This is a genomic window from Massilia sp. Masssp93 (assembly GCF_059491295.1).
Map to the genome: position 1 here is coordinate 4,413,996 of NZ_CP168502.1, position 18,002 is coordinate 4,431,997.

The 18,002-nt window shown below is 66.4% G+C and carries 15 protein-coding genes; 7 read left to right on the top strand and 8 right to left on the bottom strand.

The window, feature by feature from the left end; all coding sequences use genetic code 11:
- Nucleotides 1-55 precede the first annotated feature (55 nt).
- The 3 genes from ACEN9Q_RS18150 (at nt 56) to ACEN9Q_RS18160 (ending at nt 2,509) form a co-directional block, all read left to right on the top strand.
- Nucleotides 56-520, top strand: coding sequence for a universal stress protein (locus tag ACEN9Q_RS18150; RefSeq protein WP_056440489.1), 465 nt, complete (start codon nt 56-58; stop codon nt 518-520).
- Between the two features lie 128 nt (nt 521-648).
- Nucleotides 649-1,293: a response regulator gene (locus ACEN9Q_RS18155; protein WP_036232923.1), complete on the top strand. Its 645-nt coding sequence runs from the start codon at nt 649-651 to the stop codon at nt 1,291-1,293.
- Between the two features lie 421 nt (nt 1,294-1,714).
- Nucleotides 1,715-2,509 (top strand): Crp/Fnr family transcriptional regulator, encoded by a 795-nt coding sequence (locus ACEN9Q_RS18160; protein WP_056440490.1) that lies wholly within the window; start codon nt 1,715-1,717, stop codon nt 2,507-2,509.
- 96 nt (nt 2,510-2,605) lie between these two features.
- Here the strand turns inward: ACEN9Q_RS18160 and ACEN9Q_RS18165 are convergent, their stop codons facing one another.
- From ACEN9Q_RS18165 to ACEN9Q_RS18190, 6 genes are all read right to left on the bottom strand, one after another.
- On the bottom strand, nt 2,606-3,709 hold the full coding sequence (locus ACEN9Q_RS18165) for a glycine zipper 2TM domain-containing protein (protein ID WP_082547896.1): 1,104 nt from the start codon (nt 3,707-3,709) through the stop codon (nt 2,606-2,608).
- 68 nt (nt 3,710-3,777) lie between these two features.
- Nucleotides 3,778-4,437: a ligase-associated DNA damage response endonuclease PdeM gene (pdeM, locus tag ACEN9Q_RS18170; RefSeq protein ID WP_495625541.1), complete on the bottom strand. Its 660-nt coding sequence runs from the start codon at nt 4,435-4,437 to the stop codon at nt 3,778-3,780.
- Complete coding sequence (locus tag ACEN9Q_RS18175) at nt 4,434-6,956, bottom strand: ligase-associated DNA damage response DEXH box helicase (RefSeq protein WP_495625542.1); 2,523 nt, start codon at nt 6,954-6,956, stop codon at nt 4,434-4,436. Before ACEN9Q_RS18175 ends, pdeM begins: the two co-directional genes overlap by 4 nt.
- Nucleotides 6,953-8,584, bottom strand: coding sequence for an ATP-dependent DNA ligase (locus tag ACEN9Q_RS18180; protein ID WP_495625543.1), 1,632 nt, complete (start codon nt 8,582-8,584; stop codon nt 6,953-6,955). Before ACEN9Q_RS18180 ends, ACEN9Q_RS18175 begins: the two co-directional genes overlap by 4 nt.
- On the bottom strand, nt 8,577-9,626 hold the full coding sequence (locus ACEN9Q_RS18185) for a ligase-associated DNA damage response exonuclease (protein WP_495625544.1): 1,050 nt from the start codon (nt 9,624-9,626) through the stop codon (nt 8,577-8,579). The genes ACEN9Q_RS18180 and ACEN9Q_RS18185 overlap by 8 nt, the downstream gene beginning before the upstream one ends.
- Before the next feature lie 19 nt (nt 9,627-9,645).
- Nucleotides 9,646-11,358: a RecQ family ATP-dependent DNA helicase gene (locus ACEN9Q_RS18190; RefSeq protein ID WP_495625545.1), complete on the bottom strand. Its 1,713-nt coding sequence runs from the start codon at nt 11,356-11,358 to the stop codon at nt 9,646-9,648.
- A 556-nt stretch (nt 11,359-11,914) separates the two neighbouring features.
- Between ACEN9Q_RS18190 and ACEN9Q_RS18195 the strand changes: the two genes are divergently transcribed.
- From ACEN9Q_RS18195 to ACEN9Q_RS18210, 4 genes are all read left to right on the top strand, one after another.
- Nucleotides 11,915-12,316 carry an ANTAR domain-containing protein gene (locus ACEN9Q_RS18195; protein WP_495625546.1) on the top strand — a complete coding sequence of 134 codons (402 nt, stop codon included), beginning with the start codon at nt 11,915-11,917 and terminating at the stop codon, nt 12,314-12,316.
- Nucleotides 12,317-12,365: 49 nt separating this feature from the next.
- Nucleotides 12,366-13,228, top strand: a protein-coding gene (locus ACEN9Q_RS18200) for an IS5 family transposase (protein WP_495625547.1) whose coding sequence is annotated in 2 segments (ribosomal slippage) — nt 12,366-12,735 and nt 12,735-13,228 — 864 coding nt in all. Because the reading frame shifts where the segments join, the coding sequence is not laid out codon by codon here.
- Nucleotides 13,229-13,350: 122 nt separating this feature from the next.
- Entirely contained in the window at nt 13,351-13,644 is a 294-nt protein-coding gene (locus ACEN9Q_RS18205; protein WP_495625548.1) for a hypothetical protein, read from the top strand.
- A gap of 220 nt (nt 13,645-13,864) precedes the next feature.
- Nucleotides 13,865-15,103: a glycoside hydrolase family 30 beta sandwich domain-containing protein gene (locus ACEN9Q_RS18210; RefSeq protein WP_495625549.1), complete on the top strand. Its 1,239-nt coding sequence runs from the start codon at nt 13,865-13,867 to the stop codon at nt 15,101-15,103.
- A gap of 294 nt (nt 15,104-15,397) precedes the next feature.
- On the opposite strand, the gene ACEN9Q_RS18215 is transcribed toward ACEN9Q_RS18210, so the two are convergent.
- A complete protein-coding gene (locus ACEN9Q_RS18215; protein WP_495625550.1) occupies nt 15,398-16,246 on the bottom strand; it encodes an alpha/beta fold hydrolase in 849 nt (282 codons plus the stop codon).
- A gap of 60 nt (nt 16,247-16,306) precedes the next feature.
- Complete coding sequence (gene ahpF, locus ACEN9Q_RS18220; protein ID WP_495625551.1) at nt 16,307-17,884, bottom strand: alkyl hydroperoxide reductase subunit F; 1,578 nt, start codon at nt 17,882-17,884, stop codon at nt 16,307-16,309.
- Nucleotides 17,885-18,002: the final 118 nt, after the last annotated feature.

Consider the following 18,002-nt stretch of genomic DNA (forward strand, 5'->3'; position numbering starts at 1 on the left):
GAGGTCGAACGCGAACTACAATGAGAATGTAGCGTGACGTGAGGGAGGACTCACCATGTACCAGAAAATTCTGATCACCACCGACGGCTCCACGGTATCGCAGCACACCGCCTGTGCCGGCGTCAAATTCGCCCAACAGATGGGAGCCGAAGTGCTGGCCCTGTTCGTCGCGCCCGAGTACCAGTACCCGGTCTATGTCGAGATCGTTCCGCCCGCCTACCCCAGCGAGGAGGAATACGTCGACCAGATGCAGCGGCTGGGCCAGGAATACATGGGCTCGATCGTGCGCTCGGCGGAAGGCTGCAGTCTCAAGCATGCCTGCATGACGGCGTTTTCCGATGCGCCGGCGCTCAAGATCGTCGACGTGGCGGAACAGCAACACTGCGACCTGATTTTCATGGGCTCGCACGGCCGCAGTGGCTGGGGGCAATTACTGCTAGGTAGCGTGACCAACAAGGTGCTGTCGCACACGAGCAAGCCCGTGCTGGTGCACCGGCTGATCCGCGAACCCGGCACCTGAGCGACTGACTTCAAGTTGCCGCACTGTCATCGGACAGTAGGCATTGTCCAAAAAAAGGCAACGTCAGTGTTGCTGACGTGATATCTTTTTACCTTCTATTTTACAATTGACCCCTTGGGGGACACTTTATGATTCGCATTGTCATCGCCGACGACCACACGATCATGCGCGAAGGTCTCAAGCGTATCCTCGACGGCGCGCTCGACATCGAGATCGTCGGGGAGGCCATCAACGGCTTCGAAGTGCTGTCGCTGGTGCGCCAGGGCGGCTTCGACCTGTTGCTGCTCGACCTGTCCATGCCGGGCCGCAGCGGCGTCGACCTGATCCGCCAGGTGCGCAGCGAGGCGCCCAAGCTCGCCATCCTGATCCTGACGATGCACGAGGAAGAGCAGTACGCCGTGCGCGCCATCCGCGCCGGGGCGCAGGGCTATCTCACCAAGGAAAGCGCGGGCACGCAGCTCGTCGGCGCGATCCGCAAGGTGGCGTCCGGCCGGCCGTACATCAGCACGGAAGTGGCCGAGCAGCTGGCGCTGAACATCATGGCGCCGAACGAACAGCTGCTGCACAAGCAACTCTCGGATCGTGAATTCGAGGTATTTTCCCTGCTCGTGGGCGGCAAATCGATCACCGAGATCGCCAACAACCTGCACCTGTCCGTGAAGACGGTCAGCACCCACAAGACCCGCATCATGCAGAAAATGGGCATGACCTCGCTGTCGGAAATGGTCCAGTATGCGGTCGCGCACCGTCTGCTGGCGCCGATGAAAGCCTGACAGGGCGCCGCCCGAAACAAATTTGACATTCTGACGACACTTTTTGTGCCCTGCTCCGGAGATTTTCCTGAACGCGCAGGGCCCAGTCCTCACTCGTAGTCCTACCCACGTTTCATTCGTATTCCCCTCTGGGCGGCCGGTTGGCAGTAAGAAAATTCCTACAGCTTGACGCTCCCTCCTACTACACATTCAGCCGTTGCTGATATTAATGCCGGACTCGTGTTGGCATACTGACTTCAGCGTTTCGACTTGCCTGCGGTCATACCCGTATCCAGTCAGTCCGCTCTGTGCTCCGACACCGCGCTGGCATCACCGGATCGCAGCTTGCTTCTTTGAAATCCTAAACCTGGAGATGAGTATGCAGTCCCAGCTAACTTCAGAACAACGCAACGCCTCCCCGTCGACCCTGCACTCGTCACAGATGGAAGCCGGACGTCAGCGCCAGGGTCGTCTCTGGTCGAACCTGAAAGAGGTCTGCGACCTGCTTCACATCCCGGCCGCCGTATCGATGAATACGGAGGAACTGTTGTTCCAGCACGTGCAGTTCAAGACCGGGCAGCGCGTGCACACGATCGGCCAGGCCTTCGACACCTTGTACATCGTCAACTCCGGCTTCCTGAAAACCGTGCTGATCGACGAATTCGGCAACGAACAGGTGCTCAGCTTCCCGATGAAGGGCGACATGCTCGGCGTCGACGGCATCCATACGCGCCATTACGCCTCGGAAGCCGTCGCCCTGTCCGATTGCGACCTGATCCTGGTGCCGTTCAAGAAATTGACCGCCCTCGGGCGCGTGCACGCCGAACTCGAGAACCTGATGTATGGCGTGATGAGCCGCGAACTGGTGCGCGAACAGGCCATGATCGGCATGCTCGGCGCCCTGTCGGCCGAAGCCCGCGTGGCGCGCTTCCTGATTTCGCTGGCGGACCGCTTTGCCGCGATGGGGTATTCGAGCAAGTTGTTCAACCTGCGCATGACCCGCCATGAGATCGGCAGCTATCTCGGCCTGACGCTCGAGACAGTGAGCCGTACCTTGTCCGCATTCAACGAAATCGGCCTGATCACGGTCGACCAGCGCACCATCGGCATCAAGGACCCGGAAGCCCTCAAGACGCTGCGCCGCCTGCCGCCATCGCGCGCGCGCGCCAAGCAGAACGCCAAGCACAAGGCCGAAGCGGACACCTCGGGCGATGGCCAGGTGCTGGCCACGGTCTGACGCAGCCACGCGCGGCCCGGCGCCACGCCAGTCTCACTGTCGACGATAAAAGCCGGTTCCGCGCGGAAGCCGGCTTTCTGTTTTTTGCGCCGCCGCTCAATCGCGGATCAGCACGCCATCGTTGACCTTCACCCGATCGCCGACGCGGAAGCCGGGATTGTTTTCGTAGGGGATGGTCTGCGTGGCACCGTTCGGATAGCGTACGACGACTTCGTAGCGCTGGCCCGCATGGGCATTGCGCTCGATCTCGCGGCCCGCGAGCGCACCGCCCACGGCGCCGGCGACGGTGGCCGCCGTGCGTCCGCTGCCGCTGCCGACCTGGTTGCCCAGCAGTCCGCCCACGACGGCGCCTGCGCCCGTGCCCAGGTAGCTGCCGTCGCCGCTGACCTGCACGACGTTGACGGCTTCCACCGTCGCGCAATTCGTGCAGTAGCGCGCCACGCGCGGCTGGCTGTTCGGGTTGATGCCCTGGCCATTGCCGCCCGCCATCAGCGGTTGGCCGAGCGTGGCGACCGAGTACCGGCCGTTGGCGCGGATCGTGGCCGTGACCGGGGCGTCCGGCGCGATATGGTCGTTGCGGCGGATCGTGTACAGGCCGCTGTATTCGCCCGGCCGCACTTCCGGCAGGAAGAAGATGCCGCGCGTGCCGGCGATCTGCACCTCGACCTTGGCGCCCGGCGTGCCGCGCACGGTGAATTTCAGCTCGTTGCCCGGCCCCAGGTCGTCGCTGCCGCGCACGTCGAAGCGGTCGACGTGCGGCATGTTGGACGCGGTACGGTCATTCCGGTCGTCATCGCGCCCCGGACCGCGCACGATCGATTCCGCCAGCAGCCGGGTCGTGACCATATTGTTCACGCGCAGATTGGCGGTGACGGCGCTGCCGGGATTGATGCGGTCGTGCGTGCCGATCGTGTACGTGCCCTGGTAGGTGCCGGGCGACGTTTCCGTCATCGTCAGGTTGCGCGTGGCGCCGTCGATGCGCAAGGTGGCGTAGCCGCCCGGCGTACCGTACAGGTCGAAGTTCAGTTCGGTGCCCGGTTCCAGGCGCCGCACTTCGTCCACGTTAAAACCCTCGATGCGCGGAGCCAGGCGCTGCGCGCGCGGGTGCTCCTGCGCCTGTGCGGGCGTCGTAACGGTCATCGTGAGCAGGGGCAGTGCGGCCACGACGGCCGCGGCCAGTGTCTGACGGGTTGTTGCCATGGAATCCTCCGACGCGTCTTGTTGTCGATACGACCAGCTTACGCCGCGGCCCCGTCGGGCTCGGTGCGTTAGCGTACGCTGTGCACGGCTTCCCCGGAGGTAATAAAAATGCGGTCGCCTTCGTCCGGACGCACGGTGTGTCCGCCGGTAAAAGATCCGAATGAAGGCAGGATCATCCGACGCGCCCCCACGACGAAACACGGCAGGCGCAGCGCGTCGAAACGTGTCGCCAAGACATAAACTGGGTGGACGTGGCCGGCCAGCACATACCCGGGCGCGTCCACGTCCGGGTGGTGGCAAAAGGAAAACGGCCCGACCGTGTACGGTTCGTCGACGAGGTCGATGCCGAGTACGGCGGCCGGATCGCCCGCATGCCTGTCGTGGTTGCCCCGCACGAGCGTCAGGATGAGGTCGCAGCGCCGCCGGCGCCACGCGAGCATCGCGGCCTGCGTGCCGGCCGCGTGGGCCGCGCGCGCGTGCAGGAAGTCTCCCAGGAACAGCACGTGGTGCGCGCCGGTCGCATCGATCACGGCGTCCAGGGCATCGAGGTTTTCGCTCGTCGTCCCGCGCGGCACGGGGATGCCGAACGAGCGGAACGCGGCCGCCTTGCCGAAGTGGATGTCGGCAATGGCCAGCAGCGACTCGCGCGCCCAGTACACGGCCTTTTGCGGCAGCAGCGCCAGCCGCTCGTCGCCCACGGCGATGGTCGCGCTGCCTGCGACGGTCATGCCTCGGCCGCCTTTTCCAGCTCGCGCACCATGCGCGCGACGCGGTCCGCCAGCTTTTCCGTGCTGACCTTTTCGCGGAAGCGCTCGACCATCAGCGGAAAGCCGAACGGCGTGGCGCGCTTGACCTCGCGGAAGGCGACGCGGCGCGCGTGCAGTTCGACGAGCGTGTCGCGCAGGCGCGTGAGTTCCAGTTCCTGCTCCAGCACTTCGCGCTCGGCCTGCGTGAGCAGCAGGTTGCCGCTGTCGTGCTTGCGGAAGACCTCGAAGAACAGCGACGACGACGCCTGCACCTGGCGCAGCGATTTCGGCTGGCCCGGATAACCCTGGAACACGAGCCCCGCGATGCGCGCCACTTCGCGGAAGCGCTGCTGCGACAGCTGCGTCGCGTTCAGGCTGTCCAGCACATCCTCGAGCAGGTGCGACGTGTCGAACAGGCCCACGTCGGCGCCCCGCATTTCCTCATCCCTGGCGGCGAACACGGTGGCCCAGTCGACCGCCTCGGGTGCCAGCAGCTCGAACCCGTAGTCGTTGATGGCAATGGAAAACGTGCTGGGCATGACGCGCCCGACGCGGAACGCGAACAGCGATGCGAGCCCGGTGTGCACGGCGCGGCCGGCGAACGGATAGACGAACAGGTGATAACCCTCGCGGCTCTTCATGCTTTCCACGACCAGCACGTCGCTGCCGGGCAGCGCCGACCAGCGCGCCTGGATCTCCAGCAGCGGCTGCAACGCCCGCATCTCCGGCCCGTCGAACACGCCCGCACTGGCCAGCTTCAACTCGTCCAGCGCCGCGTGCGCGAGCTCGGACGACAGCGGCATCTTGGTGCCCTGCCAGCGGCTGACGGCGCCGCGCGTCGAGTCCGAGCGCTTCACGAACGCCGTCATCTCGTGCACGCGCACGAGTTCCAGGATGCGGCCGGAAAACAGGAAGCGGTCGCCCGGCTTCATGCGCCCGATGAACGATTCCTCCACGCTGCCGATGCGGCCGCCGCTCACGTACTTCACCTGCATCTGCGCGTCGGAGACGATGGTGCCGATGCCCATGCGGTGGCGCCGGCCGATCTTCGCGTCGGGCACGCGGTAGACGCCCTCCTCGTCCGGCAGCACGCGCTGGTATTCCGGATAGATCGTCAGGCTCTGGCCGCCGCGCGCGACGAAGTCGAGCGCCCACTGCCATTCTTCCGGCGTCAGGTGCCGGTACGACCACGCGCTTTTGACTTCCTCGTACAGGTCGTCGGCGCGGAAGCCGCCGCCCAGCGCGACGGTGACGAGGTGCTGCACGAGCACGTCGAACGGCTTGTCCGGCACCTGCCGCGCCTCGATGCGGCGCGTGGCGACGGCCCGCTTGGCGCCGGCCGCCTCCAGCAATTCCAGGCTGTTGGTGGGCACGAGCGTCACGCGCGAGATGCGTCCCGGCGCGTGGCCGCTGCGGCCCGCCCGTTGCAGCAGGCGCGCGATGCCCTTGGCGCTGCCGACCTGCAGCACGCGCTCGACGGGCAGGAAATCCACGCCGAGGTCGAGGCTCGCCGTGCACACGACGGCTTTCAGGTCGCCGCGCTTGAGACCCGTCTCGACCCATTCGCGCACCTCGCGGTCGAGCGAGCCGTGGTGCAGCGCGACGAGGCCGGCCCAGTCGGGACGCGCCTCGATCAGGTTCTGGTACCACAGCTCCGACTGCGAGCGCGTGTTCGTGAACACCAGCGTCGCCGCGTGGCTGTCGATCTCCCTGACGACCTGCGGCAGCATCTGCAGGCCGAGGTGGCCCGCCCACGGGAAGCGCGCGACGCTGTCCGGCACGAGGCAATCGACGACGATCTGCTTTTTCAGGTCGCCCTCGACCAGCACCCCGCCGTCCGGATCGCCCAGCAGCACGCCGCGCGCATCAAGCAGGTTGCCCATCGTGGCCGACAGGCCCCACACGACGAGTCCCGGATTCCAGCGCTTGAGCCGCGCCAGCGCCAGCTGCACCTGCACGCCGCGCTTGCTGCCCATCAGCTCATGCCACTCGTCGATGACGATCATGTCCAGGTGCTTGAACTGGTCGCACGCGGCCGCGTGCGACAGCAGCAGCGACAGGCTTTCCGGCGTCGTGATCAACACGCCGGGCAGCGCTTTCGACTGGCGCGCACGCTCGGCCGCGCCCGTGTCGCCCGTGCGTGCGCCGATGCTCCATGTGCCGATGACGTCCGGGCTCGCGGCGCCCAGTTCGGCCGCCGACACTTCCAGCGAGCGCTGCGTGTCCGCGGCGAGCGCGCGCATCGGCGTGATCCACAACACGCGCAGGCCTGTGCGTTGGATCGTGCCGGCGCGGCGGGTGCCGCTTTTTCCCAGTTTTGCGCCGCGCAGCAGCGCCGCGAACCACACGGCGTAGGTCTTGCCCGCGCCCGTGTTCGCGTGCAGCAGCCCCGACTCGCCGGCCAGCGCGGCCTTCCACACGGCGCGCTGGAACGGAAAGATTTTCCAGCCGCGCGCGGCGAACCACGCGTCGACGGCCGCTTCCGCCTGCGTCTTGCTCATGGCGTGACGGCTCCCAGCAAACCCTTCAAGGTATCGAGCGTATCGGCCTGCTCGACCGTCTTGTCGTCGCGCCGCCGCAGGATGCGCGGGAAGCGCACGGCGATGCCGGCCTTGTGGCGCGTGGACAGCGCGATGCCCTCGAAGCCGATCTCGAACACCAGCGTCGGCCGCACCGAGCGCACGGGGCCGAATTTTTCCACCGTCGTCTTGCGGATGATGTTGTCGACCTGCGCGATCTCCGCATCCGTCAGGCCGGAATACGCCTTCGCGAACGGGACGAGCCTGCGCGCGTCGCCCTCGCCGTCCCACACGGCGAACGTGTAATCCGTGTACAGCGACGCGCGACGGCCGCTGCCCGCCTGCGCATAGATCAGCACCGCGTCGATGGCATACGGGTCGATCTTCCACTTCCACCACGTACCCACGTCCTTCGTGCGGCCCACGCCGTACTGCGCATCCCTCGCCTTGAGCATCATGCCCTCGACGCCGCGCGCCCGCGATTCCGCGCGCAGCTTGCCCAGGTCGTCCCAGCTGTCGGCCGTCACCAGCGGCGAGATGCGCAGCTGCGCCTGCGCGGCGCCGGTGACGAGCGTCTCCAGCAGCGCGCGCCGTTCGTGCTGGGGCAGCGCGCGCGTGTCGACGCCGTCCAGTTCCAGCACGTCGTACGCCAGCAGCACGGCCGGCAGCTCGGCCAGCAGTTTGCTTGACAAGGTCTTGCGGCCGATGCGTTTCTGCAGGTCGGCGAACGGCGCGGGCGCGTCGCCCCGGGTCCAGATCAGCACCTCGCCGTCGACGACCGTCCCTTCCGGCAGGATCAACCCCGCCAGTTCGGGAAAGCGGTCGGTGATGAGGTCCTCCCCGCGCGACCACAGGTAGTTCTGGCCGCCGCGCCGCACGAGCTGGGCGCGGATGCCGTCGTACTTCCATTCGACCTGCCAGTCCCCCATGTCGCCCAGCGCCGCGGGGTCGCCCTGCAGCTGGTGCGCGAGGAAGAAGGGATATGGCTGGCCGCCGCGCAGCTTGTGCTCGTCCTGGTTCTCCGCCGCGATCAGTTGCAGGAAGCCGGCCGCCGTCGGCTTCACGCGGCCGTCCGTCCAGCCCATCAGGCGCTGCGCGATCAGTTTCGAATCGACGGCCGCGATCGACGCCAGCGCGCGCGTGACGAGCAGTTTCGATACGCCGACGCGAAAGCCGCCGCCGATCAGCTTCACGAACAGGAAGCGTTCGCGCCACGTCAGCTCGTCCCAGTACGAGAACAGCGCCGCGCGGATCGTGCCCGGGTCGGCGCCGCGCAGGGGGCCGATGCGCTCTTCCATCCAGACGGCGAGTCCGATGTCGCTGTGCCGCGTCGGCGGCGGCAGGATGTGGGCGATCGTTTCGGCCGTGTCGCCGACGGCGGCATACGATTCGTCGAACAGCCAGTCGTCCAGGCCCGCGTACTCGATCGCGTACTGGCGCAGGAGTTTGCTCGGCACGGCCTGGCGCGGCTTGCCGCCGGCGAGGAAGTACACGGCCCACGCGGCGTTTTCCGGCGCGGCGCTGGCGAAGTAATTCTGCAGCGCCTCCAGCTTGCGGTTGGTGGCCGTGGTTTCGTCGAGGTCGGCGTACAGGCGGGCGAATTCACGCATCCTTCGCCTCCTCCGCCGGCGCTTGCGGCTCCCCGGGCGTGGCGCCGACGGCTTCGTCGTCTTCCTCGCCGTACTCCGTGTCGAACGCTTTCGCATCGAGCCCGATCTGGCACAGCCAGCGCACCATCACGGGAATCGACCCGTGCGTGACGATGACCTGCTGCGCGCCGGTGGCGTGGATCGCGTCCAGCAGGCCGGGCCAGTCGGCGTGGTCGGACAGCACGAAGCCGCGGTCGACGCCGCGCCGCCGGCGTGCGCCGCGCAGCAGCATCCAGCCGCTGGCGAAAGCGTCGCTGTAGTCGCCGAAGCGGCGGGTCCACGCCGAGCCGGACGCCGACGGCGGCGCCAGCACGAGCGCGTTCTTCAGGTCTGCCTTGTCCGTCTCGCTGACGAGCTGCGTGTGCGGCAGCGCCACGCCGCCCTCGCGGTAGATCCGGTTCAGCGGTTCGACGGCGCCGTGGCAGACGATCGGACCGATCGAGGGATCGAGGCCGCACAGCAGGCGCTGCGCCTTGCCGAACGCATAGGCGTACAGGATGCTCGTGCGGCCCTCGCCTGCATTGCGGCGCCACCAGCGGTTGATCTCGTCGAACACGTCCTGCTGCGGGTCCCAGCGGTAGATCGGCAGGCCGAACGTGGATTCCGTGATGAAGGTGTGGCAGCGCACGGCTTCGAACGGCGCGCAGGTGGCGTCCGGCTCGACCTTGTAGTCGCCCGACGCCACCCAGATCTCGCCTTCGTGTTCCATCCGGACCTGGGCGGAGCCGAGGACGTGGCCGGCCGGGTGCAGCGAGATCGTCACGCCGTTGTGGACGATGCGCTCGCCGTAGCCGACGCCGTCGATGTTGATGTCCTGGCCGAGCCGCGACTTCAGGATGCCGACACTTTGCACCGACGCCAGGTAGTGCTTGTGGCCCCAGCGCGCATGGTCGCCGTGCGCATGGGTGATGACGGCCCGGTCGACCGGCCGCCACGGGTCGATGTAGAACTGGCCCGGCACACAGTACAGGCCTTCCTTGCGTACGACGACCATGTCTCCCATGCGGTTGGCGTCCTCCCCGTCAGGCCGGGCTGACGAAACCGGCGACGAAGGCGCGCTGCTCGCCGTCCGGGAATGCGATGTGGACCTGGCCCCCGGCCACGGACAGCACGATGCCGTCGCCATATTTGGGCACCGTCACGCGCGCGCCCGCGTCGAACGCGGGCGCGGGCGGCGCGTCGCTGTCCGGCTCGCGGTCGAATTCGTCGTCGCGGATGTCGATGTCGTCGAGCAGCACGGCGGCCGGCGGATTCAGGCAGTTGTCGCAGCGGCAGCACTTCTCGAAGCCTTCGACCTCGTCGCCGAAGTAGTCGAGCAGCAGCTTCCAGCGGCAGAAGCCGCTGACGGCATACGACACCATCTGCTCCAGCGCTTCCTTGTCGCGCTCCTGCTTCTGGCGGTAGATCTCGGCCAGCGCCGCGAACAGCTTGTCGGCCGGTTCCGCGCTGCCGAGGGCATACGCGAGCTTGCGGTTCTGGCGCAGCAGCTTCGCATCCTTCAACAGCTTCAGGCAGACTTTCACGTGCGGCCCGGCGAGGTCGCCCGTCACGTCGCCGACCCGGTCCGGCGTGGCCGCCTCGTTCTCGGCCAGTGCGCGCACGGCCTCGTACACGGTGCGGATTTCGTCAGCCGTCGGGTAGTGCTTGACGAGGAAGAACTGCTGCACGCGCTTGTCGTCCTGCAGGAACAGCAGGGTGCAGCTCGCATCCTGGCCGTCGCGGCCCGCGCGCCCGGATTCCTGGTAATAGGCTTCCAGGTTGGCCGGAATCTGCAGGTGGACGACGAAGCGCGTGTCCGGCTTGTCGATGCCCATGCCGAACGCGTTCGTCGCCACCATCACGCGCCGCTCGCCGTTCATGAACAGGTCCTGGTTCGCGCGGCGCTCGGCGGCTGCCAGCTTGCCGTGGTAGAGCGTGACGGATTCGCCGGCGTCCAGCAGCACCTGGTGCATCTCCTCGGCCGCCTTGACGGTGGCCGCGTAGACGATGCCCGTCCCTGCCGTCGCGCGCACGAGGCGCAGCGCCTCCTCCAGCTTTTCGGCGGGGTTCGTCACCTGCACGACGCCGTAGTGCAGGTTCGGCCGGTAGATGCCCGTGTTGATGACCTTCATGCGCGGGCGGTTCAGTTGCCGGCCGATGTCATCGACGACGTCCTCCGTGGCCGTCGCCGTCAGCGCCAGCACGGGCGGGCTTCCCAGCGCGTCGATCGCACCGGCCATCTCGAGGTAGGCCGGCCGGAAGTCGTGGCCCCATTGCGAGATGCAATGGGCTTCGTCGATGACGACGAGGGCGATGCGCACCGGCTTGAGCACGTCGACGAAGTCCGGCATGGCGAGCCGCTCGGGCGTGCAGAACACGATCTCGCAGCGCCCCTCGGCGATCGCGGCCAGCGCCGTCCGCTCCTCCTCGGCCGACAGGCTGCTGTTGACCTGCGCGGCGCGGATGCCGAGTTCGCCGAGCTTTTCCAGCTGGTCCTTCATCAGCGAGATCAGCGGCGAGACGACGACCGTCATGCCGCCCATGATGCGGGCGGGGATCTGGTAGCACAGCGATTTGCCGCTGCCGGTGGGCATGATCGCCAGCGTGTCCTTGCCGTCGAGGACGCTGTCGATGACGCGCTGCTGGCCGTCGCGCAGGTGTTCGATGCCGAACACGTTATGCAGCAGGCGCCGGATGGTGTTGCGGCGGACCGCGAGCACGCCGTTGTGGAGGAGTTTGGGGTCGTGGGTCGTCATGATGAACCCACTCTAAGCCTGAGCACGGCGACACGCCATAGGACGCAACCTACAGCCACCGTAGGAGCGCTACGACGAGCTACCACAACCGCTCATACAGTGTCACGAGGCTTATTCCTACAGCACGACGGATTGCCAGCCGATAGTTTCCATGAAGCATACGACCTACCATGATATCAACACGACAGCATTCCGCACTCCCGGAGGTTCATCATGACCCGCATGTTCCCGACAGCCTGGACCGCAGCCTTCATCGCCCTCACGAGCACGGCGACGTGGCTGCTGTGCGCAACCGACGCACTGGGCGGCGTGCCGCCGCTGTTCTTTCACTGACGATGCAGCACCGTACCGCTGTGCCGGCCATGTGCCGGCGTACCCGCGTTTCGCTCTCCGCCTGAACCGCGTGCGGCCCGCTGGGGCTGCCCGCGCGCGTCCGCTGCACCGTCCACCGCATGACCCGCCGCAGCGCACCCGCCGCGGCTTTACATATTTGTTACAAATTAGCAGTTGAACAACACGAAGAAGGCCGCCATACCTGTGGCAGGAGGACTCATCCATGAAGTACGCTCTGTTATACGACGATGACGCGGCCGCGCGCCGCCACAGCGCCACCCTGCTCAAGTCGCTCGGCTACGTGGTTGCCGAGGCGGCGACGGCCCAGGCGGCGCTGAACGCCACACGGGCGCTGCACTTCGATGTGATCCTCACTGCGAGCGCGCACGCCGACGGCGAGCGGCGCGCGCTGCCGGGCGAGCTGTCGCGCCTGGCGCCCGACACGCCCACGATCCTCCTGCTGGACGACGACGAACCGTTCCCCCCGCTGTACGCCGCGTTCAGCGCCACCGTCACCAAACCGGTCACGGTGCGTGCCCTGCGCCATGCGCTGGAGTTCGGGCTGGACGGCCTGGGCGCTCGGCCCGTGCCGCCCGCCGTCCGGTACGAGCGGCGCGTGGGCTAGGGTCTGTCTGACTGAGGGAACGAAATTTTGTTTGGTTGGTCAGATGGCGATGAGCCGAACTGACCTAACTGAACAGCAATGGCGGCAGCTGGAACCACATTTGCCGCCCAATCCACATCACGGTCATGCTTATGTCGGGCACAGACACGTGATTAATGGGATCGTGTGGCGGTTGAGGACTGGCGCGCCTTGGCGCGACATCCCACCCCGCTACGGTCCTTGGCAGACCTGTTACGACAGGTTTGTGCGTTGGTCGCGCAACGGCACATGGCAACGTCTACTCAAGATCATGCAGGCGGCCGCGGATGCATCCGGCCGCATCGACTGGGACGGAGCCGCGCTTGATGCGACCCACGTGAAAGCTCAGCGAAGTGCCGCTGGGGCTCGAAAGACACTTCCTGCGGCAGAAAAAAGGGGGATGTAATTGACGAGTGGCTGGGGCATTCTCGTGGTGGACTCACCAGCAAGATCCATCTTTGCGTGGATGGAAACGGCCTGCCATTGTCCTTCATCGTCACGGCCGGCCAATGCAGCGACGCGGCGAACATCGGCCCTGTTCTTGACGCCATTTCAGTACCCCGACCAGGGCGAGGCCGGCCACGCAAACGCCCGACATGCTTGCGTGTCGACCGCGCTTACGGTGCCCGGCATTATCGGCGACAGATCCAACAACGGGGCATCCGCTGCGTGTGCCACGAACGACTTGATGCGCAGAACAGCCGGCTGCGCAAAGGGCGTCGCGGTGGCTCGCCTCCACGATTCGACGCCGAAGCGTACAAGGGCCGCAACGTCGTCGAACGCGCGATCAACCGATTAAAAGACTTCCGCGCCGTCGCAACGCGATACGACAAACGCGGCCATAACTTCTCTACGGCCGTGCTTGTCGCGACAATTATTTTATGGCGCCTCTGAGATCAGTCAGACACGCCCTAGGCGCCCGTCCGCCACCGCCCGCCCATCCCGCATAAATACATTAAGTGAATTGTAGACAACACTCTTTGGTTTGATCGGCGGCTTGCGCCGGCATAAGATATTTGCAACAAAAACTGTTATCGCAAACATTAAGTATTAAAATAACAGTTAAAAACATGATGCCGCTTTCCCTGTCGTCCGGCATGCTTCTTTTCTTCATCGTCGATGCTGATGTTCCCGCTAACATCCAGGCCTCGCGCGCACGCCGGATCGAGCAGCAAAACAAGACAAATAATCGGAGGAGATATGCTGCAGGTATATTCGAAGACCGTTATCCCACGACGTCGACAGGGCCCGATCCGCATCGCGCGCGGCCCGCAACGCTGATCCGGCAACAACGCAATCGCACAATTTGATGGTCGTGCCTGACCTCCCGGCCAGGTGCCGCCTTCGCTCGCCCGTGCGATCGCCAGAACTCTCCTGAACCCGCAATCGGGCTTTCCCGCCCGGTGCCCCGGTACGGCCGGACAGCGCATTGCTGCCGGCATGCAGTCACGCGGTTTGCAGCAAGCAGCAGTGGACTCCGGGGCCGCCTGTGCGCGCCTCGGGCATTCAACCCGAACCATGGAGATGTTCATGACCAACGCTTTATCGCGCGCCACCCGACGCGCCGCATCGGCTTCCCTCCTCGCTGGCGCACTCGCCGTGCTGGCGACCTGCGCATCGGCGCAGACCGTCGCCATCAACCCGGGCACGACCTACCAGACCGTGCGTGGATTCGGCGGCTTCAGCGGGGCCGGCTGGGCGGCCGAACTGACCAGCGCCCAGGTCGACGCCGCGTTCGGCACCGCCACGGGCCAGATCGGCCTGTCCATCATGCGCATCCGGATCGATCCCGATTCCAGCAAGTGGTCGACCCAGCTCGCGTCGGCGCAACTGGCCAAGGCCAAAGGCGCGCTCCTGTTCGCCACGCCATGGTCGCCGCCGGCGAGCATGAAGACCAACAACAGCGTCATCTCGGGGCGCCTGGCGTCGAGCCACTATGCGGATTACGCGACCCACCTGCTGAATTTCGCGAGCACCATGCAGGCGGGCGGCGCCGCCCTCTACGGCTTTTCGATCCAGAACGAACCGGATTACGATCCGGGCACCTACGAAAGCTGCCTGTGGAATTCGACCGAATTCATCAACTTCCTGGCCGGCCAGGGATCGCGTTTCGGCAGCTACAAGGTGATGGCGCCCGAGTCCTTCAACTTCAGCAAGACGCTGACGGACCCGATCCTCAACAGCGCGACGGCCGCACCGCAGTTCGACATCGTTGCCGGCCATCTGTACGGCGTCAGTCCGAGCGATTATCCGCTGGCGCGTTCCAAGGGCAAGGAGTTGTGGATGACCGAGCACTACACGGACAGCACGTCCGACGCCAACGACTGGTCGAAGGCGCTGCCGGTGGCGCTGGAACTGCACAACAGCATGGTGTCGAACTACAGCGCCTACGTGTGGTGGTACATCCGCCGCAGTTACGGCCTGCTGACGGAGGACGGCAAGGTGAGCAAGCGCGGCTACATCATGTCGCAGTTCGCGAAATACGTCCGCCCCGGCGCCACGCGCATCGCCGCGACGGAAAAGCCGTACAGCGACGTCTACGTCACGGCGTTCAAGACCAGCGCCGGAAAACTGGTCGTCGTGGCGATCAACAACGGCACGTCCCAGCGCCAGTTGCAGCTGCAGGCGGGCAGCGCGGCCACGAGCTTCACGAAGTACCGCACCACCTCGGCCGACAACGACGGCTACGCGGGCCAGTACACGGTGACGGGCGGCGTGGCGACCGCGTACATCGATCCCGGCAGCGTCAACACATTCGTCGGCCAGTGACCGCCCCGACGACAATTCATGACGAGAAGAGAACGGCATGTTGAAAAGCTGTCCGGCACGATCGGGAGCGTCCCTGCTGGGCGCGGCGCTCACGGTGCTCGCGGTGCCCGGGCCATGGTCCGGACGGTCGCCATCGACCCGGGCACGACCTACCGGGTGATCCGCGGGTTCGCGGGCATAACGGGGCCGGCTGGATTGCCGACCTGACGGCCATGCTGACGAAGGCGAAAGGCGTCACGCTGTTCGCCGCGGGCCTGATGCTGGTGGCGCTGGGCCTGCGGCGGCGGCGCGGCGTCAGGCGGCGATGAACCGGCGCAGCCGCGCGAACGCCGCATCGGGCGCGTCGCGCCACACCCCGTGGCCGCAGCCGTCGAAGCGGGCGAACTCGACGAGATGCGGCGGCAGCGCGGCGACCGTATCGAGCGCGTCGTCGAGCGTGCAGACCGGATCGAGCTCGCCCGCCAGCACGAGCACCGGGCACTGCGCGTGCGCCAGGCCCGGCAGCAGGTCGAACGTCTGCTGCTCGCCGCCGGCCCAGGTGAACAGGATCTCGGGATTGAAGATGGCGCGCCGCGCGGCGTCCTTGCTCGTGGCCGGCGTCGCCGAATACAGCGGCTTGCATGCCTCGAGGTAGGGAGCGTACGTTGCCGCGCCGGGCGCCGTCCAGAACCGCTCGGCGGCGGCGCGCGCGGCCGGGCCGCCGAGGCGCTCGAACATCGCGAGCTTGCGCGCCAGCCCGAGCCGGGACGACGTGCTCGACAGGACGACCTTGGCCGGATGGTGCGGATGCCGCGCCAGGTAGCGCTGCGCGACGAAGCCGCCGAACGACTGGCCGAGCACGATCGGCTTGTCGACGCCGAGCGCATCGCACAGGCGCACCACATCGTCGGCGAAGGTGTCGAGCGTCCACTCCTCGCGCGGGCGCGCGTCGCTCCGGCCATGGCCGCGATGGTCGTAATACACGATCTGGGCGACGTCGGCCAGGCGCGAGAACGCGGGCTTGAAGCTCGCGTGATCGTAGCCCGGCCCGCCATGCAGCAGCACCAGCGTCGGCTTGGCGCGCATCGCCGGCCCGTCCGGCACCAGGCCGGCGCCTTCGATGTCGACGAACAGTCGCACACCGGGTTCGATAAGAATATTCACAAGGCAATATTCTACGCGGGCCTGGCACGATAGCCAAACCTGCCGGACCGCGGGCCCGCGTTACGCCGCTTCCACCGCCACCGGCATCCGGATCAGGTAATCGAACGCCGACAACGCCGCCTTCGCACCGTCGCCCGCCGCGATCACGATCTGCTTGAACGGCGTCGTGGTCGCATCGCCCGCCGCGAACACGCCCGGCACATTCGTGCGGCCGTGCGCATCCACGACGATCTCGCCGAAGCGCGACAGTTCCACCGTGCCCTTGAGGAACTCGGTGTTCGGCACGAGGCCGATCTGGACGAACACGCCGGCCAGCGGCACGAGGTGCTCCTCGCCGGAGAGGCGGTCCTTGAACTTGATGCCGTTCACTTTGCTGCCGTCGCCGGTGATTTCCGTCGTCTGCGCGTTCACGTGGATCGTCACGTTCTTCAGGCTCTCGACCTTGTTGACGAGCACCGCATCCGCCTTCAGCTGCGGCGCGAATTCGAGCAGGGTCACGTGCTCGACGATGCCCGCGAGGTCGATTGCCGCTTCCACGCCCGAGTTGCCGCCGCCGATGACGGCGACGCGCTTGCCCTTGTACAGCGGGCCGTCGCAGTGCGGGCAATAGTTCACGCCGGCGTTCTTGTATTCCTGTTCGCCCGGCACGTTCACGTTCCTCCAGCGCGCACCCGTCGACAGGATCACGGTGCTCGACTTCAGCGAGCCGCCGTTGGCGAACTGTACTTCGACCAGTTCGCCCGGCGCGGCCGGCGGGATGATCTTCGCGGCCGCCTGCTGCGTCATGATGTCGACGCCGTAGTGGCGCACCTGGGCTTCCAGCGCGGCGGCGAATTTCGGGCCGTCCGTTTCCAGCACGGAGATGTAGTTCTCGATCGACATCGTGTCGTTCACCTGGCCGCCCATGCGTTCCGTCGCGATGCCGGTGCGGATGCCCTTGCGGGCCGCATACACGGCGGCCGCGGCGCCCGACGGGCCGCCGCCGACGATCAAGACGTCGTACGGGTCCTTCGCGTTCAGCTTGGCGGCGTCGCGGGCGCCGGCGCCCTTGTCCAGCCTGGCGACGATCTCCTCGATCATCATGCGGCCGGACCCGAACATCTCGCCGTTCAGGAACACCATCGGCACGGCCATCACCTTGCGCGCCTCGACTTCGGCCTGGAACGCGCCGCCTTCGATCACGGTCGTCTTCACGCGCGGGTTCAGGATCGCCATCAGCGAGAGGGCCTGCACGACGTCCGGGCAGTTATGGCAGCTCAGCGACATGTACATCTCGAAGTCGTAGTCGCCGTCGAGCGCCTCGACGGCGGCGATCGTCTCGGCCTCGACTTTCGGCGGATGGCCGCCCGTCCACAGCAGCGCCAGGACCAGCGACGTGAATTCGTGGCCCAGCGGCAGGCCGGCGAAGCGCAGGCGCGTGTCGGTGCCGGCGCGCCGCAGGGTGAACGACGGCTTGCGTGCATCGTTGCCGTCGGTGCGCAGCGTGATCTTGTCGGCGCGCAGGCCCTGGATCGTCTGCAGCAGGTCGAGTGTCTGTTTCGACGTATCGCTATCGTCGAGCGAGGCGACGATCTCGAACGGTTGCTGGACGCGTTGCAGGTAGCCGGCGAGTTGGTTTTTCAGGTCTTGTTCGAGCATGATCGTATCCTTTCGTTCAGTCGTGTTCAGGCCGATGCATCGCACACATGCGGACGCATCCATCCAATCTAAATAGTGAATCTGGAAGGCAGATCGACTAGCGAGATCGCCTGTCTTG

What these genes read in the sequence shown, in the direction of transcription:
- ACEN9Q_RS18190 (WP_495625545.1), bottom strand. Translation starts at nt 11,358, where the DNA reads ATGACGACCCACGACCCCAAACTCCTCCACAACGGCGTGCTCGCGGTC.
- ahpF (WP_495625551.1), bottom strand. Translation starts at nt 17,884, where the DNA reads ATGCTCGAACAAGACCTGAAAAACCAACTCGCCGGCTACCTGCAACGC.
- ACEN9Q_RS18185 (WP_495625544.1), bottom strand. Translation starts at nt 9,626, where the DNA reads ATGGGAGACATGGTCGTCGTACGCAAGGAAGGCCTGTACTGTGTGCCG.
- ACEN9Q_RS18210 (WP_495625549.1), top strand. Translation starts at nt 13,865, where the DNA reads ATGACCAACGCTTTATCGCGCGCCACCCGACGCGCCGCATCGGCTTCC.
- pdeM (WP_495625541.1), bottom strand. Translation starts at nt 4,437, where the DNA reads ATGACCGTCGCAGGCAGCGCGACCATCGCCGTGGGCGACGAGCGGCTG.
- ACEN9Q_RS18150 (WP_056440489.1), top strand. Translation starts at nt 56, where the DNA reads ATGTACCAGAAAATTCTGATCACCACCGACGGCTCCACGGTATCGCAG.
- ACEN9Q_RS18175 (WP_495625542.1), bottom strand. Translation starts at nt 6,956, where the DNA reads ATGAGCAAGACGCAGGCGGAAGCGGCCGTCGACGCGTGGTTCGCCGCG.
- ACEN9Q_RS18155 (WP_036232923.1), top strand. Translation starts at nt 649, where the DNA reads ATGATTCGCATTGTCATCGCCGACGACCACACGATCATGCGCGAAGGT.
- ACEN9Q_RS18165 (WP_082547896.1), bottom strand. Translation starts at nt 3,709, where the DNA reads ATGGCAACAACCCGTCAGACACTGGCCGCGGCCGTCGTGGCCGCACTG.
- ACEN9Q_RS18180 (WP_495625543.1), bottom strand. Translation starts at nt 8,584, where the DNA reads ATGCGTGAATTCGCCCGCCTGTACGCCGACCTCGACGAAACCACGGCC.
- ACEN9Q_RS18195 (WP_495625546.1), top strand. Translation starts at nt 11,915, where the DNA reads ATGAAGTACGCTCTGTTATACGACGATGACGCGGCCGCGCGCCGCCAC.
- ACEN9Q_RS18160 (WP_056440490.1), top strand. Translation starts at nt 1,715, where the DNA reads ATGGAAGCCGGACGTCAGCGCCAGGGTCGTCTCTGGTCGAACCTGAAA.